The organism is Pseudooceanicola nitratireducens, from assembly GCF_900109195.1.
GTDB classification, from domain to species: Bacteria; Pseudomonadota; Alphaproteobacteria; order Rhodobacterales; family Rhodobacteraceae; genus Pseudooceanicola; species Pseudooceanicola nitratireducens.
The window spans coordinates 88,040-114,822 of sequence record NZ_FNZG01000001.1; the positions used below are offsets into that span (position 1 = coordinate 88,040).

Below are 26,783 nucleotides of genomic sequence, written 5' to 3' on the forward strand. Positions count from 1 at the left end.
TTGGATAAGACGCGGCAAAGGCCCCCTAGTCGGGCCGTTTGGCGGGGTCGTTCAGCACCCGGACCTCGCGCTGCGGGAAGGGGATCGAGATGCCGTTCGCCTTGAAGGCATCCCAGAGCGCCAGGTAGACATTGCCCCGGATGTTGGTCAGCCCGCCAGTCGGATCGGTGATCCAGAAGCGCAGGATATAGTCCACGGAACTGTCGCCGAAGCCGACGATATGGCAGACCGGCGGCTTGTGCGTCAGCACCCGGTCGACGGTCTGGGCGGCCTCGATCGCGATGCGGCGGACATCGTGGGGGTCGTCTTCGTAGGCGGTGCCGAAATAGATGTCGAGCCGCACGAAATCGTCGGAATGGGACCAGTTGACCACCTGCGTGGTGATCAGGTCTTCGTTCGGGATCAGGTATTCCCGCCCGTCCCGCGTGGTGATCGAGACATAGCGCGCCCCAAGCGAATTGATCCAGCCGAAGGTTTCGCCCACGGAAATCACGTCGCCCGGCTTAACCGATTTGTCGAGAAGGATGATGATCCCCGACACCAGGTTCGACACCACCTTCTGCAGGCCGAAGCCCAGACCGACGCCGATGGCCCCCGACAGAACCGCAAGCCCGGTCAGATCGACGCCCACGGCCTTCAGCCCGATATAGACCGCCATGCCGTAGAGCAGCAGCTGCAGGAATTTGACCACCAGCACCTGCATTGAGGGGCTGATATCCTCGACCCGGCTGATATTGGCGGCAGACGCATGGCTGAGGAACCGCGCCACGGTGAACAGCGCCGTCAGGATGACCAGCGCCTGGATCACCATCCAAAGCGTCAGCCGGGTCGATCCGAAGCTGACCCCGATGCTTTCCAGCAGCCCCTGCGCGTCGCCGGTCAGGTTCAGGATGAACAGCGTCACCCAGATCCAGCCGCCCAGGCGCACCAGGCTGCGCAGGGCGTTGTTGGCGATCAGCCGGGTCAGCAGCGCGATCACCAGCCAGGCAAAGGCGAGGCTGCCGAGGATGGCCAGAAGATAGGACCGTGAGGGCCAGGTGACCTCGCGCATCACCCAGATCAGCGGCCAGATCAGCGCGACAAACAGGATCAGGCGCAGGCGGCGGTGGATCAGCAGGGCAAAGCGCAGCCGCCACTTGGGCCAGTCTTCCCGCGACCGCAGCCAGTTGTGATAGCGCGCGCCCACGGGGCGGGCCAGCAGCGTCGCCAGAAGCAGAAGTCCCGCCGCGATGGCCAGCTGATACAGGTTCCAAGGGCGCATCAGCCCGGTCACGAAGCCCTCGGCCTGGGTGATCAGGCTGGTCGCGATCTCTTGGGTCACTGTCACGGCGTCCTGCGTCGGGTCTGCCATATCCGCCTTTCCGTCGTGTCGGGCGGATCTGACGCCAATTGGCATCGACACCGCGCTTATATCCATTACAATGGGATTATGTCTTTATTGCCAGTCAATTTTCCATGTCGCTTCTTCGGGCCATTCCGGCCGGACAGGCGTGCCCCTTGTCGTCCTTCTATCGCGTTGGCCGGGCAGGGACGGCCTGCCACGCCATGGATCTAAGCTTCCCTAGCGCAGGCATCGCCCTGTTGCAGATCCGCAAGGCCCCGGATCGGGCCGCAGGTGAGGCCATGGTGACCCGGATCCGGGAGCGGGTGATCGCGGGCGAGGTGCGGGGGCTGGTGCTGGATCTGTCGGAACAGCTGTCCTCGGCCCTGACGGGGGCGCTGGCGCGCAATCTGCTGACGATGGTGGATGGTCGGCTGGCCCGCGATCTGGGGGCCGACCAGGTGCTGCCCTTGGTGATCGCCGCGCCGCCGGGCAGTTTCGGGCATGGCATCGGCCGGATGATCGTGGGTCATTCCTATGGGCTGACGCGCCTCAAGGTCTGCCAGTTCGACACGCTGCCGGATGCGATGGCTTGGCTGCGCGACCACGCGTCAGGGTGATGGCCCGTAGCGGATCGCTGGTCCGAACCACAAACCGGCAGGCCGCCGGATCACGGCCTCCTGCGCGGCGCGAACCCGCCCCTGCACAAGCAGAGCAAGCTTGATGAAACCCCTGGCAGGCGTTATCTGAGGCGCATGACTCAGTTTTTCGACATGGACGATCGCGCGCGCCTGCCCTGGCGGTTCTTCGGCGCGACCATGACTGTCCTGGCCCGCCTATAAGGCGGCCGGGTCTGCGCAGCCTGCTGTGCCCGCGCCATGGTCCCTGTCATTGCCCGATCACGACCAGGATCCGGGTCCGATGACACAGCCAGAGCCATAACAGTGACAGCCCCGGTCATTTCCTGCCGAGCCATCTTTCGCCCCGAGACGGGCGTGCTTTCTTAGCTACAAGGATTAACACCATGTCTGGCAAGACACTCTACGACAAGATCTGGGATGCCCATGTTGCAGACCAGTCCGACGACGGCACCTGCCTTCTGTATATCGACCGCCACCTGGTGCACGAAGTCACCAGCCCCCAGGCCTTCGAAGGCCTGCGCATGGCCGGCCGCAAGGTGCGCGCGCCGGAAAAGACCATCGCCGTACCCGATCACAACGTGCCCACCACCGGTGACCGCAACGCCAAGATCGAGAACGAGGAATCCCGCATCCAGGTTGAAGCGCTGGACAAGAACGCCAAGGATTTCGGCCTGAACTACTATCCGGTGAACGACATCCGTCAGGGCATCGTGCACATCGTCGGCCCGGAACAGGGCTGGACCCTGCCGGGCATGACCGTGGTCTGCGGCGACAGCCACACCGCGACCCACGGGGCCTTCGGCGCGCTGGCGCATGGCATCGGCACGTCCGAGGTCGAGCACGTGCTGGCCACCCAGACGCTGATCCAGAAGAAGTCCAAGAACATGAAGGTCGAGATCACCGGCAAGCTGCGCCCGGGTGTGACCGCCAAGGACATCACCCTGTCGGTCATCGGTGCCACCGGCACTGGCGGCGGCACCGGCTATGTCATCGAATATTGCGGCGAAGCGATCCGCGATCTGTCGATGGAAGGCCGCATGACCGTCTGCAACATGGCCATCGAAGGCGGCGCCCGCGCCGGCCTGATCGCGCCGGACCAAACCACCTTTGACTACGTCAAGGGCCGCCCCCATGCGCCGAAGGGCGCGCAGTGGGAAGCCGCGTTGGACTGGTGGAAGACGCTTTATTCCGATGACGATGCGCATTGGGACAAGGTCATCACCCTGAAGGGCGAAGAGATCGCGCCGGTCGTCACCTGGGGCACCTCTCCCGAGGACGTGCTGCCGATCGACGCCGTCGTGCCGACGCCGGAAAGCTTCAAGGGCGGCAAGATCGAAGCGGCCCGCCGGTCGATCGAATACATGGGCCTGACCCCCGGTCAGAAACTGTCGGACATCGAGATCGACACCGTCTTCATCGGGTCGTGCACCAATGGCCGGATCGAGGATCTGCGCGCCGCAGCCGAAGTGCTGAAGGGCAAGAAGATCAAGGACGGCATGCGCGCCATGGTCGTGCCCGGATCGGGCCTTGTGCGTGCACAGGCGGAAGAGGAAGGCCTGGCCGACATTTTCAAGGAGGCCGGTTTCGAATGGCGCCTTGCGGGCTGTTCCATGTGCTTGGCCATGAACCCCGACCAGCTGAGCGAGAACGAGCGCTGCGCCTCGACCTCGAACCGGAACTTCGAAGGCCGCCAGGGCTACAAGGGGCGCACGCACCTTGTGTCGCCCGCCATGGCGGCGGCAGCAGCCGTTACCGGCAAGCTGACCGACATTCGGACCATGATGTAAGGCACGGGCTTGTCGCCCCTCACGGGTGCGCCGCGCGGCGCAAGGTGAGGGCGACAACCGCCACCCAAAGGATAAAGCTATGGAAAAGTTCGAGAAATTCTCCGGCATCGCGGCCCCCATGCCGCTGGTGAACATCGACACCGACATGATCATCCCCAAGATCTTCCTGAAGACGATCAAGCGGTCCGGCCTGGGCGTGAACCTCTTTGACGAAATGCGCTATGAACGTGACGGCAGCGAAAAGCCCGACTTCGTGCTGAACAAGCCGGCCTATCGCGACGCCTCGATCCTGATCGCCGGCGACAACTTCGGCTGCGGATCCTCGCGCGAACACGCCCCCTGGGCGCTGGCGGATTTCGGCATCAAGGTCGTGGTCTCCACCTCTTTCGCCGACATCTTCTTCAACAACTGTTTCAAGAACGGCATGCTGCCGATCGTCCTGCCGCAAGATCAGGTGGACCTGCTGATGAAGGACGCCGAGAAGGGCGCGAATGCCCGTCAGGAAGTGGACCTGGAAGCCCAGACCATCACCACCTCGGACGGCACCGTGATCACCTTTGACGTCGACCCGTTCCGCAAGCATTGCCTGCTGGAAGGCCTGGACGACATCGGTCTGACGCTTGAGAAATCGGCCGCGATCGACACCTTCGAATCCCAGGCCGCGCAGTCCCGTCCCTGGGTCTGATCGGGCCTGTTCCCCCCTGTCTCCGGGCCTTAGGTCCGGGTCGCGCATCGGCAAGGTCCTGCCGGACGCGGGCTATGGGCGCTGAAAGGATGAACCACAAGTTCTAGTAAAAAGGGGCCTCGGGGCCCCTTTTTCGTGCCTAAATTGATGCAAGAACGCACCAGTTAGATCAAGGATTCGCCCCATTTCCCGGGTCTTATGATTTGGCGGCTTGAGCTATGGGCGAAAAGTCGGCACGATTGGGGCAACAATGAGGCACCGCAAATGCGGCATCAAGTTGGGACACAGGGGCGGCAACGTATCACCCCGGGCCAGTTTGAGGGGAAAGAGCAGTGATCGTCCGTTTGACAGGTGCGTTTCTACGCGCCCTTCTGATCGCATTGGCGATCGCCACACCAGCATTGCTGTTGCCGAACATCGGGGTGGACGCCGCCCAGGTGACCGTGCTCGTGGCTTTGGTCGCGGGGGCCTTCACCTTTGTCGAATACTATTCCCAGTACCCGTCGATCCTTGAATTCCGATTTGCCCCGCCGGTGAACCGCCTACGCTATTTCACCATGTTCTCCATGGTGTTGCTGCTGACGGTCTATTTCTCGGGGGCGGCTTTGGAAACGCCGATCGCCTCGCTTCTGATGAAACTGGCCGAGCTGATGGCCCGCGCCGTGGATTTCCCCTTCTCTCCGGTTCGGCTGGTGCTGCTGGCCTTGCCGCCCGAGACCACGGAACAAACCGTCGCCATGGTGCGCGCCGCTGCCGGCATCGCCTATGTGGTTGGTATCCTTGGCGTCATCGCCTTTGGTGTGCTGGTGCGCATCTATGGCTGGCCCGTTCGCTACGGCGCCTTCAACGTCTGGATCAACCTGCCGCTGTTCGACCCGACCGGCGGAGGAGACGTTCTGACCCGGCTGAAACGCGATGCGGTTCTTAACCTGGTCTTAGGGTTCCTTCTGCCATTCTTGCTCCCGGCATTTGTGAAACTGGCCGGGGCGCTGATCGATATCAACATCGGTGAGGCGCACACCCTGGTCTGGGTGATGACGATATGGGCCTTTGTACCGGCAAACCTGATGATCCGCGGCATCGCGCTCTATCGCGTCGCCGACATCATCGAGGAAAAGCGCCGCCGCACCTATGCAGAGGCGCGCAGCGACGACGGCATGCAGATCGCCTGATCGGGGCGCTTTGCCCGATCTTCTGTCTGATATTCTGTTTGTTGGCTGTCGGTCCGGTTCGGGCCGCCGATCCGTCCCCTGACACCCTGCGGCTGGCCTATTGGCAGAGCGAATTGATGGCCAAGGGCCCCGGCCTTCTGCTGCGCGACATCCGGCGCGGGACGGACCGGATCACAGGGGCCTTGGGGATCCTGTCGGATCTGAAGGCCGATGTTCTGGTGCTGGGCGGGTTCGATCATGATCTGAACGGCGTTTCCCTGTCTGCCTTCGCGGACGCGATCCGCGCGGCCGAGGGGCCCGATTATCGCCATCTTTTCAGCGCCCCGCCCAATTCCGGCGTCGACACCGGGCTGGATCTGGATGGCGATGGCCGGCTGCGCGGCGCGCGCGATGCGCAGGGCTTTGGGTACTTTGCCGGGCAGGGGGGCATGGCCGTCCTGTCGCGCTATCCCCTGACCCTGTCGGCGGATCATAGCGCGCTGCTTTGGCGGGACCTGCCGGACAGCCAGGTGATCGACCATCAGGGCCGCACCGGCGCGCAGGCCACGGGGGCCGGGGTGCAGCGCCTGTCCACCACCGTGCATTGGGAGTTGCAGGTCGACCCGCCCGGTCGTACGCCCCTGCGGTTGATGATCTTCCACGCCACCCCGCCGGTTTTCGACGGGCCCGAGGATCGCAATGGCCGGCGCAATGCGGATGAAATCCGGCTGTGGCTGCTGCGCCTGTCCGGCGGGCTTGGTCCCGCGCCGCCCGATCCGCTGGTGGTCGTCGGCACCGCCAATGCCGATCCTGAGGCCGGACAGGGCGACCGCCCCACCATCCGCGCGCTTCTGTCCCATCCGCTGCTGCACGATCCGCCTGCTCTGCGCGGCCTGCCAACGGCCGAATGGCCCGCCCCCGGGCCGGGCCGGATGCGGGTGGACTACATTCTGCCCTCGGCTGATCTGCCGGTCGCGGGCGGTGGTCGCGGGCCATTGCGCCCCGAGGTCAGCCGCCATTGGCCGATCTTCCTTGACCTTTCGCTGCCCGAACGCCCGCTCAGGCCGGGGCGGGGCGACCCCTGAGGGCCTCGGGCGCAAAAGGCTGCATTGCCCGGGCAAGGGCCTGATCCATCGGGGTCGGCACGAAGTCGGGACAAAGGCGGGCGAGCTTGCTACCATCAAGGTGATGCGGCAGGCCCCAGAGGTAGCGCATTTCGAACACGCCCTTAAGCATCGGCATGAAGGGCCGCGCCAGCTGCAGGGGAAGCCAGCTCATCCGGCGGGCCCGCACGGGCCGGTCCAGCACCTGCCCCATGGCGTCGGCCAAGGCGCGTCCGGTCAGGGTGTAGCCGGGGAAGGGCACATCCTCGAACCGGGCCAGCGTCGCGCGCCGCTCGGCCAGAAGCACTGCGGCACGGGCAAGATCGGGCAGAAAGGCCCAGGCATGGGGCGTGTCCAGGTCGCCGGGATAGCTCATCACCCCGCGATGCGCCTTCTTGGCGATGAACAGGTCGAACCAGTTCTGGCTGCGCTCGGTGTCCCAGAAGTCGCCGGCGCGCAGCACGATGGTCTGGACCTGCGCGTCGCGATAGCCCTGCTCGACCGCGATCCGCAACCGGCCAAGCGGGTTGGTCGCCAGATGCGGGGTCGTCTCGCTCCAGCCTCTCGGCGCATCGGGGCCAAAGTTATAGACGTTGCCCGGAATGATCACCGTGGCCCCGCTGGCCCTGGCGGCGCGGGCAACGCTTTGATGCGCGGGCAGCAACTCTTTCGCCCATAGGTTGTATCTGGGCGGGTTCCAGCCGTTGACGATCACATCCACGCCCTGAGCGGCCAGCATCAGGTCATCGCGCTTGCGGTCGAAGCGGCGGATCTGCCAGCCGCGGTCAGCAAAGGCCTGCGCGGCGTTGCGGCCGAACTTGCCGCTGGCACCCAGGATCAGGGCGGTTTTGCCGGGGGTCGTGTCGGGACGGTGCATCGGGATCTCCTGTGTCAAACTGCAACTCCTGTCCCGAAAATACGCCATGCCTGAGCGTGGCGAAATTGACCCAGGATGAAGGTATGATATTCACCAATGAATGGATGACCTGCTGAAATCCCTCGACTGGGCCCTGATCCAGTCCTTCCTGGCGGTGGCGGAAACCGGATCGCTGTCGGCAGCGGCGCGTCAGCTGGACTTGTCGCAGCCCACCCTGGGCCGGCAGGTGCGCAAGCTGGAACAGGCGCTGCAGCTGGATCTGTTCCACCGCCAGCCGCGCGGGCTGGAACTGACCGAGCAGGGCCAGCTGATCCTGCCCGCCGCCCGTCGCATGGCCGAGGCCCTGGGCGAAATCGCCATTTCCGCCGCCGGAGAGGACAGGGGACTGAGCGGCACCCTGCGGATCACGGCCTCTCGCCTGGTGGCGCATCACCACTTGCCGCCGATCCTGGCCAGCCTGCGCCGTGCCGCGCCCGAAATGGCGATCGAGGTTCTGCCCTCGGACACCGCCGAGAACCTGCTGTTCCGAGAGGCCGACATCGCCGTGCGCATGTATCGCAGTGAACAGCTGGACGTGGTGACCCGGCAGATCGGCTGGCTGCCGATCGGGGCCTTTGCGTCGCGCGAATACGTGGCCCGCCACGGGCTGCCCGACACGCCCGAGGCGCTGCTGACCCACGACATGATCGGCTTTGACCGGTCCGACCTGATCCTGCGGTCCTTCCGCGACATGGGGCTTCCGGTCACCCGCGATCATTTCGTGATCCGTTGCGACGATCAGGTGGCCTATTGGGAATTCGTCCGCGCCGGTTGCGGCATCGGCTTTGGTCAGCTGCCGGTGGCCGCGCGCGATCCCGAGATTGTCCCCGTCTTCCCGGGGCTGGACATCCCGCCGCTGCCCGTCTGGCTGGCCGCGCATGACACCATGCGCCGGACCCCTCGCGTCGCACTGGCCTGGGCGCATCTGGAACGCGAACTGGCCCCGATCCTGTCCCGCGCCTGACCGCGCCGCAAACCGGTCACGACACGGGCCGCAACCCGCAAGAAAAACCCGGCCATGCCCCCTGGCGAAGCCTGCAACAGCTGGCTTTCCTTGACCCTGCGGCCGCTGCGGTTTACGCCGTTTTTCGACATTTTCCGATGCCGCAGCGGCGGCCATATAAAAGGGACAGACCCATGACCAACCCCTCGCTTCTTATCCTTCCCGGTGACGGTATCGGCCCGGAGGTCATGGCAGAGGTTCGCAAAATCATCGACTGGTTCGGCGCCAAGCGCGGCATCACCTTCGACGTCAGCGAAGACCTGGTCGGCGGCTGCGCCTATGACAAACACGGTACGCCGCTGCACGACGACACGATGGCCAAGGCGCAAGAGGTCGACGCCGTCCTGCTGGGTGCCGTGGGTGGCCCGAAGTACGACGCGCTTGATTTCTCGATCAAGCCCGAGCGTGGCCTGCTGCGCCTGCGCAAGGAAATGGACCTGTATTCCAACCTGCGCCCGGCCCAGTGCTTTGACGCGCTTGCGGATTTCTCGTCGCTGAAAAAGGACGTGGTTGCCGGCCTCGACATCATGATCGTGCGCGAACTGACCTCGGGCGTCTATTTTGGCGAACCGCGCGGCATCTTCGAGGAAGGCAACGAACGCGTCGGCATCAACACGCAGCGCTATACCGAATCCGAAATCGACCGCGTTGCACGGTCGGCATTCGAACTGGCCATGAAGCGCGGCAAGAAGCTGTGTTCCATGGAAAAGGCCAACGTGATGGAATCCGGCATCCTGTGGCGCGAAGTCGTGACCGAGGTCGGCAAGGACTACCCCGAGGTTGAGCTGTCGCACATGTACGCCGACGCCGGCGCCATGCAGCTGACCCGCTGGCCCAAGCAGTTCGACGTCATCGTGACCGACAACCTCTTTGGTGACCTGCTGTCCGATCTGGCCGCGATGCTGACCGGCTCTCTCGGCATGCTGCCTTCGGCCTCGCTTGGTGCGCCGATGGACAACGGCCGTCCCAAGGCGCTGTACGAACCGGTGCACGGCTCGGCCCCGGATATCGCGGGTCAGGGCAAGGCCAACCCCTGTGCCTGCATCCTGTCCTTCGCCATGGCGCTGCGCTATTCCTTCGACATGGGCGACGAAGCCACCCGTCTGGAGCAGGCGGTCAACGCGGTCCTGGCCCAGGGCATCCGCACTGCCGACCTGCTGAACGAAGAGGGCATCACCCCCGCCACCACGGCGGAAATGGGCGACGCGGTTGTCGCGGCGCTGGACGCCTCTCTCTGACAGTGAAGGACACGGCCGGGGTTGCACCTTCCGGCCGTGTCCCTACCATGCCGGGGCAGAGGAGGATGGTTTTCGACGGAGTACGCCATGCGCGGACCGCTGCCCGGTATCCTTCTGGCCCTTCTGGCCTTTGCGCTGTTTTCGACCCATGACGTGATCGTCAAGCTGCTGGGTCGCAGCTATGCCCCCTTTCAGATCATCTTTTTCTCTGTGCTGTTTTCCTTTCCGATCAGCACCTTCGCCCTGATGCGCGACCGGACCGAGGCGAACCTGAAACCGGTCCACCCAAAGTGGGTCGTCGCCCGCACCCTGTCGGCTGTGACCTCCAGCATCTGCGCCTTCTATGCCTTTTCGGTGCTGCCGCTGGCGGATGCCTATGCGATCCTCTTTGCCTCGCCCCTGCTGATCACCCTGCTGGCGATCCCCGTTCTGGGCGAAAAGGTCCGCCTGCGCCGGGGGCTGGCCATCCTGGTCGGCCTGGCCGGGATCATCGTCGTGCTGCAACCCGGCCAGGCCGAGCTGACCCTGGGCCATCTTTCGGCGCTTGTCGCCGCCATCTGCGGGGCGTTTTCATCCGTCGTGGTGCGCCGGATCGGGGCGAAGGAACGGGCGCTGGTCCTGCTGCTGTATCCCCTGATGGCGAATTTCGTCTTCATGGGGGCGATACTGCCCTTCGTCTATCAGCCGATGCCGGTCGAGCATCTGGGCGGGGTCGCCCTGGTCGCCTTCCTGGCCTTCATGGGCATGACCTGCACCATCGCCGCCTATCGCCGGGCCGAGGCCGCGCTGATCGCGCCGATGCAATATTCCCAGATCCTCTGGGCGATCCTCTACGGCGCGCTGATCTTCAACGAGGTCCCGTCGCGCACGACGCTGATCGGGGCGGGAATCGTCATTGCCAGCGGTCTGTACATCGTCTTCCGCGAAAGCCGCGCAGGCGCATCCGACAACCGTCCGGTGCTGCGGTCGCGGTCCCGGGTGGCGACGCCCGGTGCCATGCGGATCGGTCCTCTGATGCGCCTGCGTCGCGGCGGCAGTTAGCGCTATCTTTTCTTTGTCCACGGGGCTTGTGCGGGGCAGGGTGCTTCTGCACAAAGGGGGCATTGTGAAAGGTCATTGCCATGCCTGCCGTCAGTCCCGGCCCTACCTCTGGCCCCGTTTCCGCCAACGTTCAGGGTATCCTGATCGCGCTGATCGGCTGCGCGCTGTATTCGGCGCATGATGCGATCATCAAGGCTTTGGGGTCGGGTCTGCCGGTGGTGCAAATCGCCTTCTTTGCCTATCTCCTCGGCCTGCCCTTCGTGGTGGCGCTGCTGATCGCGGACCGCACGCCCGGCACGTTGCGCCCGGTCAATCGTGGCTGGATGGCGCTGCGCGTTCTGGCGGTTCTGGTTGCAACCCTCGGGGCTTTCTATGCCTTTTCGACCCTCCCCCTGGCCGAGGTCTATACGATCCTTTTTGCCGCGCCCCTGATCATCACCGTCCTCGCGGTGCCCATCCTGGGAGAGGTCCTGCGCTGGCGGCGCGCCACGGCGGTGGTCGTCGGGTTGATCGGCGTGATCGTCGTGTTGCAGCCGGGCACCGCGAGCATTGGGCTGGGCCATATGGCTGCCCTGGCCTCGGCCATCGGCAATGCGCTGGTGCATCTGACGGCGCGCAAGATCGGCGGGCAGGAAAGACTGCCGCTGATGATCCTTTATCCCATGCTCGGCATTATCCTGGTGCTGGGTATTGCTTTGCCCGCCCCGGGAAATTTCGCGCCCTTGTCGGGCGGGGATTTCGCCGCGCTGGCCGTTTTGGCCCTGCTCAGCTTTCTCGCCATGCTTTGCCTGATCGAGGGCTTCAAGCGGGCCGAGGCCGCGCTGGTCGCCCCCATGCAATATTCCCAGCTGATCTGGGGCACGCTGTTTGGCGCGTTGTTCTTCGACGAATGGCCGCAGGGCCCGACGCTGATCGGGGCGATTCTGATCATCGGCTCGGGGCTTTACATCGTCTCGCGTGAGGCGCGGACGCGGCCCGACACCCCGGTTTCGGCCCCTCTGCCCGCACGTCGACCCTAAGCTTCGCGGTGCCTGTGTCGCGCCATCGCGATCATGGGCGTTTTTTCCGCCGCTTCCCGGCCGACTGCGGCGAAATCCCCCTTGCCAAGCCCCGGCAAAGGCGCTACCCCGCAGCCTCACGGTCGGAGTGTAGCTCAGCCTGGTAGAGCACTGTCTTCGGGAGGCAGGGGCCGGAGGTTCGAATCCTCTCACTCCGACCAATTGAACAAGGCACCTTCGGGTGCCTTTGTCATTTGGTGCCTTGGTCACCCGGATGCACGCGGGTCTTGGGGCAGGCGCAACCTACATGCCGCAATGGATCACACGATGAACTTTGCGCTGTCCTGGTTCGCCAGTTTGGCCATCAGGCGTCGAAGCTCGGCGACCTCTTCTTCGGAATAGACCGACAAAAGCTTCCGCTCGACTTCAAGCATGAGTGGTGCGAGGTCGTCGTAGACTGCCTTGCCCGCGCTCGACAGGCGCAGTAGCCGGCTGCGACCGTCGGCCTTGTTGGCTTTCGACAGGATCCACTTGCGTGCCTTCAGCGCGGTAATGGCCCGGCTGACCGACACCTTGTCCATGCTCGACTTGGTGACAATCTCGTTGGCCGTGAACTCTCCGTCCGGGCCGAGGATCACCATCGTCCGCCATTCGTAAGGCTTCAGCCCATAGCGGGTTTCATAGACACGTGTCACCGCCGAGCTGACCTGGCGATAGAAGATCCGTGTGTGGAACGGAAAGAAATCCTCAAGGACTAACAAAGACATAGCATGTCTCTCATGCGGGGGTTGCGGTGCCGGGTTGATGCGGCCGATTTGGGTGGTGCGACGCGCCCGAACCAAACCACAAGTTCACTCCTTGTGCCAGCGCATTTGGTTTCATATGAAATTACTGTTGACTTAGTTTCAAATGAAATCAAATGTAACGGGGCGTCCGCCAGATTCGGACGCTGCAAATGAAAGGGGAGGGACATGACACAACAAACCACGCAGAGGGCAGCGCTGACGCCCGCAGAGCAAGGCGGCATCTTTGCCGTGATCAACCGGCGTCTCGACAGCGTGGCGCAACCGTTCGACGGAGTTGCATGGCTGGCGCTTCGGGCGACGACGGGGCTTCTTCTGGTGCCGCATGGGGCGCAGAAACTTTTCGGGATCTTCGGGGGCGGCGGTATCTCGGGCACCGCGGGGTTCCTGGAATCGGTTGGTTATCCGGCCCCGACTTTGCTGGCGATCTTGATCGGCTGCGTCGAATTCTTCGGCGGTCTGATGCTGACTTTCGGGCTTCTGACGCGCTTCGTTGCGGTGGCCATCGCGGTCTTCATGGCCTTCGCGGTTCTGTTTCACCTGGGCAACGGCTTTTTCTGGACGGCGCGCGGCTATGAATACCCGCTCTTTTGGGCTGTCGCGGCGCTTTTCTTTGTCGTTCGGGGCGGCGGAGCCTTCTCGCTCGACCGCAAGCTCTCGGCCTGAGCAGGCCGTTTCCCAAGCATGATTTTCGACGCCGGCCTGGCCGGTTGTCGCCTGAAAGGACTTCTCATCATGACTACGCAGACCACCCGCAAGGGCACCGCACGCATTTCCCGTCTGGTGACCGCTTCGCTTCTGGCGCTAGGTGCCAACACACTGACCGCACAGGCCGAGGAATACGTCCTGTCGTCCTGGCTGCCGCCGGCGCATCCGCTGGTAACCGGCACCATCCAGCCCTGGGCCGATCAGGTTACGGAATTGACGGAAGGCCGCGTCACCGTGCGGATCCTTCCCCGGCCCCTTGGTCCTCCGCCGGCGCATTTCGACATGGCCGCCGACGGCATTGCCGACATCACCTACGGGCTGCACTCATTCACCACCGACGACCGGTTTCAGCGGTCGCGGATCGGCCAGTTCTCGTTCCTTGGCGATGATGCGGCAAAGACGTCGGTCGCCTACTGGGACGTCTATGGCGACAGGCTGGATGCCGCCGCCGAACACGCGGGCACACATCTTCTTGGGCTCTGGGTGCATGGCCCGGGAATGTTTCACAACAGCCTGCGCCAAATCGAAACACCCGAGGATTTTCAGGGGCTGAAAGTTCGGGTTCCCGGTGGCTATGTTGCCGAACTGGCGGAAGAACTGGGCGTGACCACGCAGTTCATGGGGCCCGGCGATGTCTATGAAAAGATGTCGACCGGCGTGATCGACGGGGTGACCTTTCCGGCCGAGGCGCTGAAGGCCTTCAACCTGTCGCAACACGTGAAATACGCCATGGAAGTGCCCGGTGGCCTTTATAACACAAGCTGGTTCATGGTGATGAACGAAGACCGGTGGAACGATCTGTCTGAAGAGGATCGCGCGGCCATCAGCTCTGTCTCGGGGGCCATGCTTGCGAAGGTGGCCGGTCAGGTCTGGAATACCGCCGACACCGCCGGTCTAGAAGACGCGACCGCCAAAGGCGTGACCTTCTACGCCGCCCCGGCCCCGGTGCTGAACCGGGTCCAAGAGATCGCCGCAGCCAAGGAAGCGGCCTGGGCCGAAGCGGTCGCTGCGCAGGGCTTCGACGGGGCCGCAGCCCTGGCCGCCCTGCGGGAGCAGGCGAAATGACATCCGTCAAGACATCCTCCGGGATCGAGCAGCATCGTCAGGCCCCACGGGCCTGGCGATACTTTGAGCGGGCGCTTGGCCTCGGCACTGCCGGGGTGCTCAGCGTGATGATGGCCTTGACCGGGGCCGATGTCATCGCTCGCTATGTTCTGAACGCTCCTATCAAGGGGGCCTTCGAACTGACCGAGATCCTGCTCGTCTGCCTGGTCTTCTTGGCCATGCCCCTGGCCATGCTGTCGCAGTCCCACGTCGAGGTCGAACTGTGGGAGCCCAAGTCGCGCCTGGGCAAGGCGCTGCGGATCCTTTTGGGGGGCGCGGCGGCCCTTTTGGTCTTCGGCGGGCTGGCCTGGCAGCTGATCGACCATGCCGCGCGCCTGGCGCGATACGGATCGGTGTCGAATTCGCTGGCGATCCCGCTGAACCTTGTCGCCTGGGTCGCTGCAATCGGCTGCGCCATAGGTGCGCTGGTCGCCCTGCGCCACATCCTCAAAAGCCTGAAAGACCTTTCATGATCGCTTCCCTCATCGCCTTTTTTGCGCTGTTTCTTCAGGTGTTCCTGCGGGTGCCGATCGCCTTTGCCATGATCATCACCGGAACAGCCGGCTTTGCCCTTCTGCGCAACTGGGACGCCAGCCTCCGTCTGACCGGCAACGCCGCTTTCGATACCGTCTTTTCCTTCACCCTGTCGGTCATTCCGCTGTTTATTCTGATGGGCAATCTGCTGACCCGGTCGGGCGTATCGGATGCGCTTTTCCTGACAGCGCATCGGTCTCTCTATCGGCTCAAGGGCGGGCTGGCCATGGCGACCATCGTGGCCTGTGGTGGCTTTTCGGCGGTCTGCGGATCGTCACTGGCCACTGCCGCGACCATGTCCAAAGTCGCCATGCCGTCGATGCGCAAGACGGGCTATGCCGACAGCCTGGCGACCGGAGCCATCGCGGCAGGCGGTACACTGGGCATTCTGATCCCGCCGTCGGTCATTCTGATCATCTACGGGCTCATCACCGAAGCAGACATTGGCAAACTGTTCCTGGCCGGGATCCTGCCCGGCCTCTTCGGGGTCGTGTGCTATATCGCTGCCGTTGCGGTGACTGTGCGCCTGAAACCCGGACTGGCCCCGGACGAAGCCGGTGTCGCCCCGATCACCCGCGCCGACATCACCGGGGTGATCGCGGTCGTCGGCCTTTTCGCCGTCATCATGATCGGCATCTACGGCGGGCTTTTCACCCCCTCAGAGGCGGCGGCCATCGGCGCGCTGGTCTCGCTTGTGATCGCCATTGTCCGGGGCAGCCTTGGCCTGCGCGACTATCTGGCGATCTGTTTCGATACTGCCCGCACCTCGGCGATGATCTTTGCGCTGATTATCGGGGCCGAGGTCTTTTCGAACTTCGTCTCCTATGCCGGACTGCCGGACGCGATCCTGGCCTGGGTCAGCGGGCTCGCGGTGGGCCCCTATGTGGTCATCCTTGCGCTGGTTCTGGTCTATATCGTCCTCGGAGCGGTGCTTGAAAGCCTGTCGATGATCCTGCTGACCGTGCCGATCTTCTATCCTTTGATCCTCTCTCTGGATTTCGGCACCGGCTGGTTGGCAGATGCGGACAACGTGACGATCTGGTTCGGCATCCTGGTGGTTGTCGTGACTGAAATCAGCCTGATTTCTCCTCCGATCGGTTTGAACGTCTTTGTCCTGCGCAGTGTGCTGCGGGACGTCCCGATCACCACGATGTTTCGCGGCATCCTGCCCTTCTGGGCGGCGGACATCGTGCGATTGGTCGCCATTATCTCGGTCCCCGCCATCGCGCTGGTCCTGATTTAGGGGTGGCATGAGACATTCACTCCCCTTCATCCGACCCGCAGGCGACAGGAGGATTCCGTGAAGCTGTACTCCTACTGGCGCTCGACCACGTCGTTCCGGGTCCGCGCTGTTCTCAACCTCAAGGGGCTGGATTTCGACTATGCTCCGGTGGACCTATTGGCAGGCGATCAGCGGTCGCGGACCTACGCGACGCTGAACCCGGGCAAGAGTGTTCCGACCCTTGTGCTGGACGACGGTACAGCGCTGACCCAGTCGCTGGCGATCATCGACTATCTTGATGCGGTTCATCCCGTGCCGCCCATGCTGCCAGCCGATCCGCTGGCACGCAGTCGGGTGCTCTCGGTTGCGCTGGCCGTCGCCACGGACATTCATCCGGTCAACAATTTGCGTGTGCTCGCGCGGCTGGGCAAGGCCTTCGTTGCGAATGACGCAGACCGGCGCAACTGGATGCACCACTGGATGGCGGAAGGCTTTGATCAACTCGTGGCGCTGCTGCCCGCCGGTGCGGGCTTTGCCTTCGGTGGAAAGACCCCGGACCTGGCCGATGTCTGCATCACCGCGCAGCTTTACAATGCCCGAAGGTGGGGCGTGCAGCTGGGCCGTTGGCCCCGCCTGGCCGAGATCGAGGCCGCATGCCTTGCGCTGCCCGCCATTGCCGCCGCCCACCCCGAACAGCAATGCGACGCAACGCGCGAGGCCTGTACTTGACGGGAAAGCCCTTTGAGCGCGGGCAGAAGCAGTTTCTTAAGGTTTCTGGGTTTATCTGCGCGGGTAGGGCAGACCCGGGGCGCGGATGAAGCGGATCAGATCGTTAAGCTTGTCGAAATCCATCCTGCTTGCGGTGGCGCTGCCGATCGTGCTGGCGCTGGCGCTTGGGGCGGCGATGATCCTGCGGTCCTGGGCCGGGATGCGCGATGCGGGGCTGATCCAGCACCAGATGAAGCTTGCCGTGGCCTTTGGCGGGCTGGTGCACGAACAACAGAAGGAACGCGGGGCGACCTCGATCTTCCTGAATTCCGGCGGTGCGGAATTTGGCGCGGAACTGGACGCGCAACGTCGCGCAACCGATGCCGCGGCCGACGCCCTGCGTCAGGTCGTGGCCCGGACTGCCGCGCGAACGCCCGCTGTGACCGCCGATGCCGTCGCGGGCATTCTTGCCGATATGGGGCGCATGGGTACGGTGCGCTCGGGCGTGGATGCACTGATCCTGCCGGTCGGCCAGGCGCTTGGTTATTACACTGGCTTGAACGGGCGCGCCATTGACCTGGTGGGCCAGATCGGCGCGATGACCCGCAACCCCGAGATCGGAACCGCCCTGACCGCTCTTTCGGCCTTCATGGTCGCGAAGGAACGCGCGGGCATCGAACGCGCCATCGGCTCTGGCATGTTCGCAGCTGGCGATTTCTCACCACCACGTCAGCTGCACCTGCAACGGCTGGTCGCCCAGCAGGATCTGGCCTTTGGCCTGTTCCGGCAACTTGCGGACAAGCCCGGTCTCGCCGCGCTGGATGCAATCGAAAGGAGTGAGGCCGCGCAAAAGCTTGCGCTGATGCGGGACCTCGCTTTCCAGGCCGAGGGCGGATCGGATCGCGGTGTGACGGCCGCCGACTACTTCGCCGCCGCTACCGGTCGGATCGGGCAAATGAAAGCCACCGAAGATGCCCTGGCCGCGGCGATCACCGCACAATCCGCCGCCCTGCGCGCGGCCAAGTCCCGCAATGTGCTGGGGCTGGCCATCCTGCTGGTGCTCGGCTCGGCCCTGGCCGGGGGGCTGTCGTTTGTTGCACACCTAACCGCCGTCGGATCTGTCCGCCGCGTTGTGACTGCCGCTGACGCCATGGCCGCAGGTGACCTGACCGCCCAGGTTCCGCCCGTCGACACGCCGGAAATCCGTCGCGTGGCTCAGGCGCTGACCGCTTTTCGCGACACGATTGTCGACGCCCGCACCCGGGCCGAGGCGGAAAGCGCCGCAACCCTTAAGGCGCAGCAACAGATCGCGCAGGAGCGCGAGGAAAACCATCGCCTCGAACAGGCCCGCGCAGCAGACCAGCAAGCCCGGGAAGAGGCGATCCGTACGGCAGAGACCCGCATCGCCAGCGAAATATCCCGCGTCGTGGACGCCTGCGCCGGCGGCGATTTCTCTCAACGGGTGACGCTGGATCAGGGCGATCTGGCCCAATCCGAAACCCTGGCCGGCATCTGCGACGGCATGAACCGGATCGGAGAGATCACGCGCGACGGCCTGGGGGCCGTGCGCACGGCCTTGCAGCACCTGGCCGACGGCAATCTGTCCTACCGTATGACGGGCAGCTATTCCGGCGTCTTCTCGGACATCGCCGAGCAGGTCAATTGCATGGCCGACAGCATGGGCCAGTCGATCGCCACGATCCTGACCTCGGCAGGCGAAATCGAAACCTCGGCAAGCGAACTGTCAGACGCCGCAGGGGATCTTGCCAAGCGGTCGGAAAGCAACGCCGCCTCTCTGGAAGAAAGCGCTGCGGCGCTGCACCAGATGTCTGTCGCCGTCACGCACTCGACCGAAGCCTCAGGCGGAGTGCGCAAACTGGTGCTGACCATTTCTGAACGGGCGAAGGCGGGTGATGCGGTGGTTCAGGAAACCGTCGATGCCATGCGCCGGATCGACGAATCCTCGGCCCGGATCGAAAACACCCTGAAAGTGATCGAAGACATCGCCCATCAGACCAACCTTCTTGCCCTGAACGCGGGGGTCGAGGCTGCGCGCGCTGGTGAGGCCGGGCGCGGTTTCGCCGTTGTCGCGACCGAGGTGCGGGGCCTGGCGCGCCGATCGGCCGAAGCGGCCGCCGAAATCTCGGAAATCGTGGGCACGGCGACTTCGAACGTCCGGATCGGCGTGGAAAAGGCGCAACGTTCGGGCGCCGCCCTGAAAGAGATCGTCTCCGGGATGGATGACGTGGTCACCCGCATCGAAGAGGTCACCACCGCCTCGTCCGAGACCGACGCCGGCATTCGTGAGGTCAGCCGCGCCACCGAAGAGCTTGAGAGCAACACACAGAAAAACGTCGCCATGTTCGAGGAAACAACGGCCGCGCTGCGGGTCCTGCGGAACGAACTTGGCAGCCTTGTCGCCGCCGGGTCGATCTTCCGCCTGGACGGTGTAGTCACGCGTCCCGACGCGCTTCCGGTTCGGAAGGCCGGATGAGGCCTCGCGCGCTTCACAGGTCTCTGGCAGTGCCTGCATCCACAGGGTTGCACGGCGATTTTCCACCTTGTCTGCTCGCGGGTGCCCCCCTAGCGTCGCCGGATGACAGATCACGACGTGCTCGACAGTGGATATTCATGGCGGCGGCTTGGCCTGTCGCTGGCTTTGTCGATTGTCGGCAACGTCGGCATGTGGGCCGTGATCCTGGTCCTGCCATCGATGCAGGCCGAATTCGGGCTGGACCGCGCAGACTCCACCATTCCCTACACGCTGACCATGGCGGGCTTTGCGATTGGCAACGGTTTGATCGGCCGGGCCGTGGACCGTTTCGGCATCACCCGCGCGCTGATCGGCGCGGCCATTCTGCAGGCCCTCGGGTTCCTTCTTTCGGCCATGCTGCCGGGGTTCGCGACGGTGACCCTCTTGCACGTGCTCGTGGGCTTCGGCGCGGCGGCCTGCTTTGCGCCGCTGATCGCCGATGTCTCGCTTTGGTTCCTGAACAGGCGCGGGATCGCGGTCGGGCTGATCGCCTCGGGCAATTACCTGTCGGGCGCGCTTTGGCCGCTGCTTTTGGCGGGCACCATCTCCGACGGGGGGTGGCGCCCGGCCTATACGATCCTGGGGATTGCCATCCTGGCGGTCGTGATCCCCGGCGCGCTGTTCCTGCGCCGCCCGCTGCCGATCGAGGCGATTAGCCAATCCGACAGGATCTCATTTGCCCGGGCGCGCTCCTCTGGCTTTTCGCCCAACACGCTGACGCTCATGCTGGGACTGGCGGGGATCGCCTGCTGTGTGGCCATGTCGATGCCGCAGGTCCATATCGTCGCCTTCTGCGTCGACCTTGGATATGGACCGGCGGTCGGTGGTCAGATGCTGTCGCTGATGCTGCTTGGCGGAGTCGGGTCGCGCATCGTTTCGGGCCTTTTGGCCGACAAGATCGGCGGGGTGCGCACGCTGCTGATCGGATCGGTGCTGCAGGCACTGGCGCTGGTCGCCTATCTGCCGTCAAATGGGTTGATCTCGCTTTACGTGGTATCGACGATCTTCGGTCTCAGCCAGGGCGGCATCGTGCCCAGCTATGCGGTCATCGTGCGGGAATACCTGCCTGCCCGCCAGGCCGGATCGCGCGTCGGCCTGGTCATCATGACCACAATCATCGGCATGGCCCTGGGCGGGTGGATGTCGGGATGGATCTACGACATCTCGGGCAGCTATTTCCTGGCCTTCCTGAACGGCATCGCCTGGAACCTGCTGAACGTCGGCATCGTCCTGATGATCCTGTTGCGCACTGGCCGCGCGGCCCGCATGCCCGTGACGGTCTAGGCGTCAGACGTCAGCCCGACCCAGATGCTGTTCGCCCCGCGCCTTGGCCAGGGCGATCTGCTTTTGCCGTTCGCGAAACCGGTTCTTGTCGGCCTCTGACGTCTGACCAATGCACAGGTGGCAGGACACGCCTTCTTCATACTCCGGGCGGGCGCGATCCTCGGGCAGGATCGGACGGCGGCAGGCATGGCACAGTTTATGCGGCCCCTCGGCCAGCCCATGCCCGACGGACACGCGGCCGTCGAAGACAAAGCATTCGCCCTGCCAGGTGCTGTCTTCCTGCGGGACCTCTTCCAGGTACTTCAGGATGCCACCCTTCAGGTGATAGACATCCTCGACCCCCTGACCGATCAGGAAATTGGTGGATTTCTCGCATCGGATACCGCCGGTGCAGAACATTGCGATCCGCTTATTGTGAAAACGGTCCTTGTTCGCCTCCCACCAGGCCGGGAAGTCACGGAAGCTTTCGGTTTTGGGATCGACAGCCCCTTCGAAGGTGCCAATGGCGACCTCGTAATCGTTCCGCGTGTCGATCACCGCCACATCGGGCGATTGGATCAGGGCGTTCCAATCCGCCGGGTCAACGTAATGCCCGACCTGCGCGCGCGGGTCGACGTCCGGCTGCCCCATGGTCACAATCTCTTTCTTCAGACGCACCTTCAACCGACCGAAGGGCTGTTCATGCGCGCTGCTTTCCTTCCACTCCAGATCGGCACAGCCGGGCAGGGTGCGGATATGCGCCAGCACGGCGTCGATGCCAGCGCGGGATCCGGCGATCGTGCCATTGATCCCCTCACCGGCCAGCAGAAGGGAACCGGTCACGCCCTGGGACAGGCACAGGTCTTTCAGCGGACCCTGCAGGGACGCGGGATCCTGGAAACGGGTAAAGTGGTAAAGCGCAGCGATCGTGTACATGGGCTGCGATCTACGCCTGCCCCCGCGCCAAGGCAAGGGACAGGCCGTCGCGGCCTAGCCCTGGCGCTGGATCAGATCGGCCAGCTTGTCCAGGTGGCTGCGCAGGTAGTCGCGGGTCTCAGGGTCGCTTACCCGGCCATCGGCGACCTTTTCACCGATCCGCGTGATGGCGACCTCTCCCCCGGTGATGAAAACCGCGCCCGAGACGGACAACACCTGCCGCAGGTGGTAGTTCGACAGGATACCGCCCAGCTGGCCCGGCGATTGCGTGGCAATCAGCGTCGGCTTGCCCATCAGCGCCTTCTCGGGCTCTTTCGAGACCCAGTCGATCGCGTTCTTGATCACCGCCGGGAAGGACCGGTTGTATTCCGGGGATCCGACGATCAGCCCGTCGGCCGCGGCGATCTTCCGGCTTAGCGCGCGGACGTCGGCGGGGGCCTCGCCCTCGACGCGCAGGTCCTCGTCGTAGAAGGGCAGGTGGCCGATCTGGGCCATCTCGATCTGCATGCCCTCGGGCGCGATCTCGGGCAGGGTTTCCATCATCTGGCGGGTAAAGGCCGCTTTGCGCAGTGATCCGATCAGTCCGACAATCTTCATCTTGGCCCCGTTTGGTTCCGTGTTTTCAACTGGTTCACCCAGCACTTAGCGCCAAGTCCCGCCCCGTCCACAAAGCGTTGCGGCAATTGACCCGCGCCGCCATGCTGCTACCTTCGCCCCGACCCATTCCACCCGGAGGCCCCCATGACCCGCGCCCTCATCGTCATCGATGTCCAGAACGATTTCTGCCCCGGCGGCGCGCTTGCCGTGGCCGAGGGCGACCAGATCGTGCCCGATATCAACACCTTGATGACCGAATTCGACGCGGTGATCCTGACCCAGGACTGGCACCCGGCGGGCCATTCTTCCTTTGCCTCGTCCCACGCCGGGCGCAACCCGATGGAGCTGATCGAGATGCCCTACGGCCCCCAGGTGCTGTGGCCCGACCATTGCATCCAGGGCTCGACCGGGGCGCTGTTCCACCCGGATCTGACCACCGACCGCGCCGATCTGATCATTCGCAAGGGCTTCAACCCGGCGATCGACAGCTATTCCGCCTTCTTCGAAAACGACCACACGACGCCCACGGGGCTTGAGGGCTATCTGAAGACGCGCGGCATCCGGGATCTGACGCTTGTGGGCCTCGCCACCGATTTCTGCGTCAACTTCTCTGCCGTGGACGCGGCCAGGCTGGGCTTTGACGTGACTGTCCGCCAGGAACTGTGCCGTGGCATCGACCTGGACGGATCGCTTTTGGCCGCGATCACCGGCATGAAAGAGGCCGGCGTCACGATCGTCTGACCGCCAGTCCCGCGCGCCCGGCGGATGCGCGGCGCTGGACACCCCCTGACCCCGCTGCTTTAACCATCCCAAAGCAGGAGCCGCGCAATGACCGATCTCGCCACCCGAGTCTGGAACCACCGCTGGAAGATCGACCCGATCGTCCGGTCCCTGATCGATACCGATTTCTACAAGCTCTTGATGTGTCAGTCGGTTTTCCGCAACAAGCCGGACACCCAGGTGACCTTTTCGCTGATCAACCGGTCGAAACATGTCCCCCTGGCCAAGCTGATCGACGAGGGCGAGCTGCGCGAACAGCTGGATCATGTGCGGTCGCTGTCGCTGACCCGGGGGGAATCGACTTGGATGCGCGGCAACACCTTCTACGGCAAACGCCAGATGTTCCGCCCCGACTTTATGGAGTGGTTCGAGAACCTGCGCCTGCCCGCCTACCACCTGGAACGCGTCGGCGACCAATATGAACTGACGTTTGAGGGCAGCTGGCCCGAGGTCATGCTGTGGGAAATCCCCGCCCTCGCCATCCTTATGGAACTGCGCGGCCGCGCCATCCTGGACGAGATGGGCAAATTCGAACTTCAGGTGCTGTATGCCCGCGCGATGACCAAGATCTGGGAAAAGATCACCGCCCTGAAGGAAATCGACGGGTTGCGCATCGCCGATTTCGGCACCCGCCGCCGCCATTCGCATCTGTGGCAGGACTGGTGCGTGCAGGCGATGATCGAAGGGCTGGGCGACAAGTTCACCGGCACCTCGAATTGCCTGATCGCCAAGCGCCGCGATCTTGAGGCCGTGGGCACCAACGCGCATGAACTGCCCATGGTCTATTCCGCCCTGGCCGAGGGCGATGCGGCCCTGGCCCGCGCGCCCTATGACGTGCTGGCCGACTGGCACGAGGAGCATTCCGGCAACCTGCGCATCATCCTGCCCGACACCTATGGCACCGCCGGTTTCTTGGAGCGCGCCCCCGACTGGCTGGCCGGCTGGACCGGCATCCGCATCGATTCAGGCGATCCCGCGACGGGGGCGGAAACGGCGATCAATTGGTGGAAATCCCGCGGTGAAGACCCGCGCGAAAAGCTGGTGATCTTCTCGGACGGGCTGGACGTGGACAAGATCCGCGAGCTGCACAGCCAGTTCTCGGGGCGCGTGCGGGTATCCTTTGGCTGGGGGACCTTGCTGACGAACGACTTCCGCGGGCTGGTCGACGGCGACGCTTTGGCCCCGTTTTCTTTGGTCTGCAAGGCGGTTGCGGCGGATGGGCAGCCGACGGTGAAACTGTCGGACAACCCGGAGAAGGCCATGGGACCGGAGGGGGAGATTACCCGGTACAAGCGGGTGTTCGGGGTTGGAGAGCAGGACCGGCAAGCTGTCGTGGTGTGATAGCAGGGCAGAAATACGATAGGGCATTGTTGCCGGTTTCGCGTTTCTGTGTTCCGACCGTTGCTTTTGCTTGAATTCAATTCCTGATCGCGGTGTCTTGCCGGGAAAGATCAGGAGAATACTATTGAGCGTTTCAGGTTTCGCCCGCAAATCAATTGCGGCCCTATTTCTTGTTTCCCTTTCCGCGTGCGGTACGACCTATGTCATTCCCGAAACCGGCGACGGCGTGTCGCAACAGGCGGCGCAGATGTTTTCCGCGGCTCAGGCCGAGCCACCGAGAAAAGCTTCCTCTTTGACGACCGCCGAGGCCCGATTCCATCGCGTTGTCAGACGGGTGCAGCCGGTGGCCGAGGCCTTCTGCCGCAAGGAATTCGCGGAAGGTCGTGAGATTGATTGCAATGTCGCGCTGGAACTGGATCGAAAAAGGCAGGACCGCAACGCGTATTTCACCTATCGCCAGCCCGGAAACAAAAGCCCGGTTATTCGGTTTACGTTACCGCTTTTGCAGGATGTGCGTAGCGACGACGAGGTCGCCTTTGTTCTGGGCCATGAATATGGCCATTTGATTGGCCAGCATATACAGAAGCAACAACAGCAGGCCGTTGCCGGGGCTCTTATCCTCGGGGCGATCAGCGCCTATGCAAATGCATCGGCGGCGTCCTACGGCGGATATTACGATTCCAATGCAGTCAGCAGAAATGTCGAGCTTGGCGCGCAACTGGGCAATGCGGCGTTTTCCCAGACCTACGAGCTGGAAAGCGACATGCTGGGCACCCGGATCGCCCATGCGGCGGGCTATGATCCGGTCAAGGGGGCGCAGTTTTTTGCCCGCTCCGAGGATGTGAAGGGAGAAGGCGGCAAGCTGTCCTTCTGGGGGACGCATCCCGCGGACAGCAAGCGCGTGTCCGTCGTAATCGCCACCATGGACGAGATCAAAAGGAAGCAGGGGTTGGTCAAAAAGCAGAAGTGATCAAGGTTTGCGATCAGTGAATTTGGCGCGTGGGGGCTTGCCTCTCACCTCTCCCACCCTCTCCCTTCCTTCACCTCGCTCCGCGCCTTCTTCGCCTCAACCCGCTTGCGCTTCTGGTTCGCCGACACCTTCGTCGGAATGCGCCGCTTGGGCGCGACCAGGGCCTTGGCGATCAGCTCTGCCAGACGTTCCCGTGCGATTTCGCGGTTGCGGGCCTGGGACCGTTCGGAAGACACCTGCAACACCAGCGCGCCGTCCTTGGTCCAGCGCCGCCCCGCCAGGCGGCGCAGGCGGCGTTTGACGGGATCGGGCAGGGAGGGCGACCGCTCGGCCTCGAACCGCAGTTCCACGGCCGATGACACCTTGTTCACGTTCTGCCCGCCAGGCCCCGAGGAGCGCACGAATTGTTCCGTGATCTCCCAGTCTTCGATGGCGATGTCGTCGGTGATGCGCAGCATGTTGCCCCCTGAACAGAGCCATAAAATAAGACCAAGGCGGCAAAAAGCAAAAGAGCCATCCGATCGGTTCGGATGGCTCCCTCGAGTTTAGGAGGTGGGGCCGGTTAGGCTGCCACCAATCTGGTCAGTTGAACCCCAAGGGCTGCCTCAGGATTTTCCCTTCCAGACTGTTCCGACACCTCTCTCCGTAATCCCAATAGACACTAGAGCACCTCCTTTCATCTGTTTCCGATAATTTCAGGGTGCCACAGATTTCGTGTGTGTCAAAAGAAATCACGCAAGGTCTGGTGAAAGTTTTCTGACAATTGCACGGAAAGGCAGCAGGGCGATCAGCGCCAGCGACAGTTTCACCATCCAGTCGGCCACGGCCAGCGACACCCAGAGGGGCGCAACGGGGCCACTTCCCAGCAGCGGCAGCGCCTCTCCTGCCCAGGAGACATCGTTCGCGGGCTCAAGGAAAGTCAGGCTGCCGGCAAAGGCGATGGTGAAGAAGATCGCGGTGTCGACCGAGGATCCGACCAGGGTCGAGGCCAGCGGCGCGCGCCACCAGGATCCTTCGCGCAGGCGGTCAAAGATCGCCACGTCCAGAAGCTGGGCCGACAGGAAGGCCAGGCCCGACCCGATGGCGATCCGCCAGGTCACAAGCGGGCCGTATTCGCCCATGATCTGCGTGCCGATCAGCGAACAGATGACGCCGACGACGAAACCGATGAAGACAACGCGGCGCGCGGCAGCGACGCCGTAGACGCGGTTCATCACGTCGGTGACGAGGAAGGCGACGGGATAAGTGAAGGCACCCCAGGTCAGCCATTGTCCGAAAAGGAACTGCACCAGGATATTGGAGGCCACGACAACGGCGGCCATGGCGATTACGCCAGGAAGGATACGGGTCATGTTTTGGGTCCGTTTTTTAGACAAGGTCGCGGAGACTTGTGGCCCACC

26 protein-coding genes and 1 tRNA gene are annotated in these 26,783 nt (G+C 63.8%); 20 read left to right on the forward strand and 7 right to left on the reverse strand.

Features of this window, described 5'->3' with window-relative positions; translation table 11 throughout:
• Window positions 1-25: 25 nt before the first annotated feature.
• Complete coding sequence (locus BMX99_RS00430; protein ID WP_093445842.1) at window positions 26-1,351, reverse strand: mechanosensitive ion channel family protein; 1,326 nt, start codon at window positions 1,349-1,351, stop codon at window positions 26-28.
• Between the two features lie 104 nt (window positions 1,352-1,455).
• On the opposite strand from BMX99_RS00430, the gene BMX99_RS00435 reads away from it, so the two are divergent.
• From BMX99_RS00435 to BMX99_RS00460, 5 genes are all read left to right on the forward strand, one after another.
• The gene (locus BMX99_RS00435; protein ID WP_139199380.1) at window positions 1,456-1,941 is read left to right on the forward strand and encodes a hypothetical protein; all 486 of its coding nucleotides are present in this window, start codon (window positions 1,456-1,458) and stop codon (window positions 1,939-1,941) included.
• Window positions 1,942-2,345: 404 nt separating this feature from the next.
• A complete protein-coding gene (gene leuC, locus BMX99_RS00445; protein WP_093445845.1) occupies window positions 2,346-3,749 on the forward strand; it encodes a 3-isopropylmalate dehydratase large subunit in 1,404 nt (467 codons plus the stop codon).
• A gap of 79 nt (window positions 3,750-3,828) precedes the next feature.
• Window positions 3,829-4,434 carry a 3-isopropylmalate dehydratase small subunit gene (leuD, locus tag BMX99_RS00450; RefSeq protein ID WP_093445846.1) on the forward strand — a complete coding sequence of 202 codons (606 nt, stop codon included), beginning with the start codon at window positions 3,829-3,831 and terminating at the stop codon, window positions 4,432-4,434.
• A 332-nt stretch (window positions 4,435-4,766) separates the two neighbouring features.
• On the forward strand, window positions 4,767-5,606 hold the full coding sequence (locus tag BMX99_RS00455) for a hypothetical protein (RefSeq protein WP_093445847.1): 840 nt from the start codon (window positions 4,767-4,769) through the stop codon (window positions 5,604-5,606).
• 41 nt (window positions 5,607-5,647) lie between these two features.
• Window positions 5,648-6,670: an endonuclease/exonuclease/phosphatase family protein gene (locus BMX99_RS00460; protein ID WP_139199382.1), complete on the forward strand. Its 1,023-nt coding sequence runs from the start codon at window positions 5,648-5,650 to the stop codon at window positions 6,668-6,670.
• Here BMX99_RS00460 and BMX99_RS00465 read toward each other — a convergent pair.
• Window positions 6,645-7,583, reverse strand: a complete 939-nt coding sequence (locus BMX99_RS00465) for a Rossmann-fold NAD(P)-binding domain-containing protein (protein ID WP_244525627.1) — start codon at window positions 7,581-7,583, stop codon at window positions 6,645-6,647. The genes BMX99_RS00460 and BMX99_RS00465 overlap by 26 nt on opposite strands.
• 82 nt (window positions 7,584-7,665) lie before the next feature.
• Here BMX99_RS00465 and BMX99_RS00470 point away from each other — a divergent pair, with 82 nt between their 5' ends.
• The 5 genes from BMX99_RS00470 (at window position 7,666) to BMX99_RS00490 (ending at window position 12,105) form a co-directional block, all read left to right on the forward strand.
• Window positions 7,666-8,568 (forward strand): LysR family transcriptional regulator, encoded by a 903-nt coding sequence (locus BMX99_RS00470; RefSeq protein ID WP_093445850.1) that lies wholly within the window; start codon window positions 7,666-7,668, stop codon window positions 8,566-8,568.
• A 173-nt stretch (window positions 8,569-8,741) separates the two neighbouring features.
• Window positions 8,742-9,845, forward strand: coding sequence for a 3-isopropylmalate dehydrogenase (gene leuB, locus BMX99_RS00475; RefSeq protein ID WP_093445851.1), 1,104 nt, complete (start codon window positions 8,742-8,744; stop codon window positions 9,843-9,845).
• Window positions 9,846-9,932: 87 nt separating this feature from the next.
• Window positions 9,933-10,886 carry a DMT family transporter gene (locus BMX99_RS00480; protein WP_093445852.1) on the forward strand — a complete coding sequence of 318 codons (954 nt, stop codon included), beginning with the start codon at window positions 9,933-9,935 and terminating at the stop codon, window positions 10,884-10,886.
• Window positions 10,887-10,966: 80 nt separating this feature from the next.
• Window positions 10,967-11,905, forward strand: a complete 939-nt coding sequence (locus tag BMX99_RS00485) for a DMT family transporter (protein ID WP_093445853.1) — start codon at window positions 10,967-10,969, stop codon at window positions 11,903-11,905.
• Between the two features lie 123 nt (window positions 11,906-12,028).
• Window positions 12,029-12,105 (forward strand) — tRNA-Pro (locus BMX99_RS00490).
• 99 nt (window positions 12,106-12,204) lie between these two features.
• Here the strand turns inward: BMX99_RS00490 and BMX99_RS00495 are convergent.
• Entirely contained in the window at window positions 12,205-12,651 is a 447-nt protein-coding gene (locus tag BMX99_RS00495; RefSeq protein WP_093445854.1) for a MarR family winged helix-turn-helix transcriptional regulator, read from the reverse strand.
• Between the two features lie 204 nt (window positions 12,652-12,855).
• Between BMX99_RS00495 and BMX99_RS00500 the strand changes: the two genes are divergently transcribed.
• The 7 genes from BMX99_RS00500 (at window position 12,856) to BMX99_RS00530 (ending at window position 20,780) form a co-directional block, all read left to right on the forward strand.
• On the forward strand, window positions 12,856-13,353 hold the full coding sequence (locus BMX99_RS00500; protein ID WP_093445855.1) for a DoxX family protein: 498 nt from the start codon (window positions 12,856-12,858) through the stop codon (window positions 13,351-13,353).
• Between the two features lie 69 nt (window positions 13,354-13,422).
• Entirely contained in the window at window positions 13,423-14,460 is a 1,038-nt protein-coding gene (locus tag BMX99_RS00505) for a TRAP transporter substrate-binding protein (protein WP_093445856.1), read from the forward strand.
• On the forward strand, window positions 14,457-14,972 hold the full coding sequence (locus BMX99_RS00510; RefSeq protein ID WP_093445857.1) for a TRAP transporter small permease: 516 nt from the start codon (window positions 14,457-14,459) through the stop codon (window positions 14,970-14,972). The genes BMX99_RS00505 and BMX99_RS00510 overlap by 4 nt, the downstream gene beginning before the upstream one ends.
• Window positions 14,969-16,276, forward strand: coding sequence for a TRAP transporter large permease (locus BMX99_RS00515; protein ID WP_093445858.1), 1,308 nt, complete (start codon window positions 14,969-14,971; stop codon window positions 16,274-16,276). Before BMX99_RS00510 ends, BMX99_RS00515 begins: the two co-directional genes overlap by 4 nt.
• A gap of 57 nt (window positions 16,277-16,333) precedes the next feature.
• Window positions 16,334-16,984 carry a maleylacetoacetate isomerase gene (gene maiA / locus BMX99_RS00520; protein ID WP_093445859.1) on the forward strand — a complete coding sequence of 217 codons (651 nt, stop codon included), beginning with the start codon at window positions 16,334-16,336 and terminating at the stop codon, window positions 16,982-16,984.
• 85 nt (window positions 16,985-17,069) lie between these two features.
• The gene (locus BMX99_RS00525) at window positions 17,070-19,457 is read left to right on the forward strand and encodes a methyl-accepting chemotaxis protein (RefSeq protein ID WP_093445860.1); all 2,388 of its coding nucleotides are present in this window, start codon (window positions 17,070-17,072) and stop codon (window positions 19,455-19,457) included.
• Window positions 19,458-19,559: 102 nt separating this feature from the next.
• On the forward strand, window positions 19,560-20,780 hold the full coding sequence (locus BMX99_RS00530; RefSeq protein WP_093445861.1) for an MFS transporter: 1,221 nt from the start codon (window positions 19,560-19,562) through the stop codon (window positions 20,778-20,780).
• Between the two features lie 3 nt (window positions 20,781-20,783).
• Here the strand turns inward: BMX99_RS00530 and trhO are convergent, their stop codons facing one another.
• Window positions 20,784-21,695, reverse strand: coding sequence for an oxygen-dependent tRNA uridine(34) hydroxylase TrhO (gene trhO, locus BMX99_RS00535; RefSeq protein ID WP_093445862.1), 912 nt, complete (start codon window positions 21,693-21,695; stop codon window positions 20,784-20,786).
• 54 nt (window positions 21,696-21,749) lie between these two features.
• Complete coding sequence (locus BMX99_RS00540; RefSeq protein ID WP_093445863.1) at window positions 21,750-22,292, reverse strand: NADPH-dependent FMN reductase; 543 nt, start codon at window positions 22,290-22,292, stop codon at window positions 21,750-21,752.
• 144 nt (window positions 22,293-22,436) lie between these two features.
• Between BMX99_RS00540 and pncA the strand changes: the two genes are divergently transcribed.
• From pncA to BMX99_RS00555, 3 genes are all read left to right on the forward strand, one after another.
• Window positions 22,437-23,033, forward strand: a complete 597-nt coding sequence (gene pncA / locus BMX99_RS00545) for a bifunctional nicotinamidase/pyrazinamidase (protein WP_093445864.1) — start codon at window positions 22,437-22,439, stop codon at window positions 23,031-23,033.
• A gap of 87 nt (window positions 23,034-23,120) precedes the next feature.
• Window positions 23,121-24,413, forward strand: coding sequence for a nicotinate phosphoribosyltransferase (pncB, locus tag BMX99_RS00550; RefSeq protein ID WP_093445865.1), 1,293 nt, complete (start codon window positions 23,121-23,123; stop codon window positions 24,411-24,413).
• Window positions 24,414-24,537: 124 nt separating this feature from the next.
• Window positions 24,538-25,383, forward strand: coding sequence for a M48 family metalloprotease (locus BMX99_RS00555; RefSeq protein ID WP_244525626.1), 846 nt, complete (start codon window positions 24,538-24,540; stop codon window positions 25,381-25,383).
• 44 nt (window positions 25,384-25,427) lie between these two features.
• Here the strand turns inward: BMX99_RS00555 and arfB are convergent, their stop codons facing one another.
• Window positions 25,428-25,841 carry an alternative ribosome rescue aminoacyl-tRNA hydrolase ArfB gene (gene arfB, locus BMX99_RS00560; RefSeq protein ID WP_093445866.1) on the reverse strand — a complete coding sequence of 138 codons (414 nt, stop codon included), beginning with the start codon at window positions 25,839-25,841 and terminating at the stop codon, window positions 25,428-25,430.
• 273 nt (window positions 25,842-26,114) lie between these two features.
• On the reverse strand, window positions 26,115-26,735 hold the full coding sequence (locus BMX99_RS00565; RefSeq protein WP_093445867.1) for a queuosine precursor transporter: 621 nt from the start codon (window positions 26,733-26,735) through the stop codon (window positions 26,115-26,117).
• Between the last annotated feature and the right edge of the window lie 48 nt (window positions 26,736-26,783).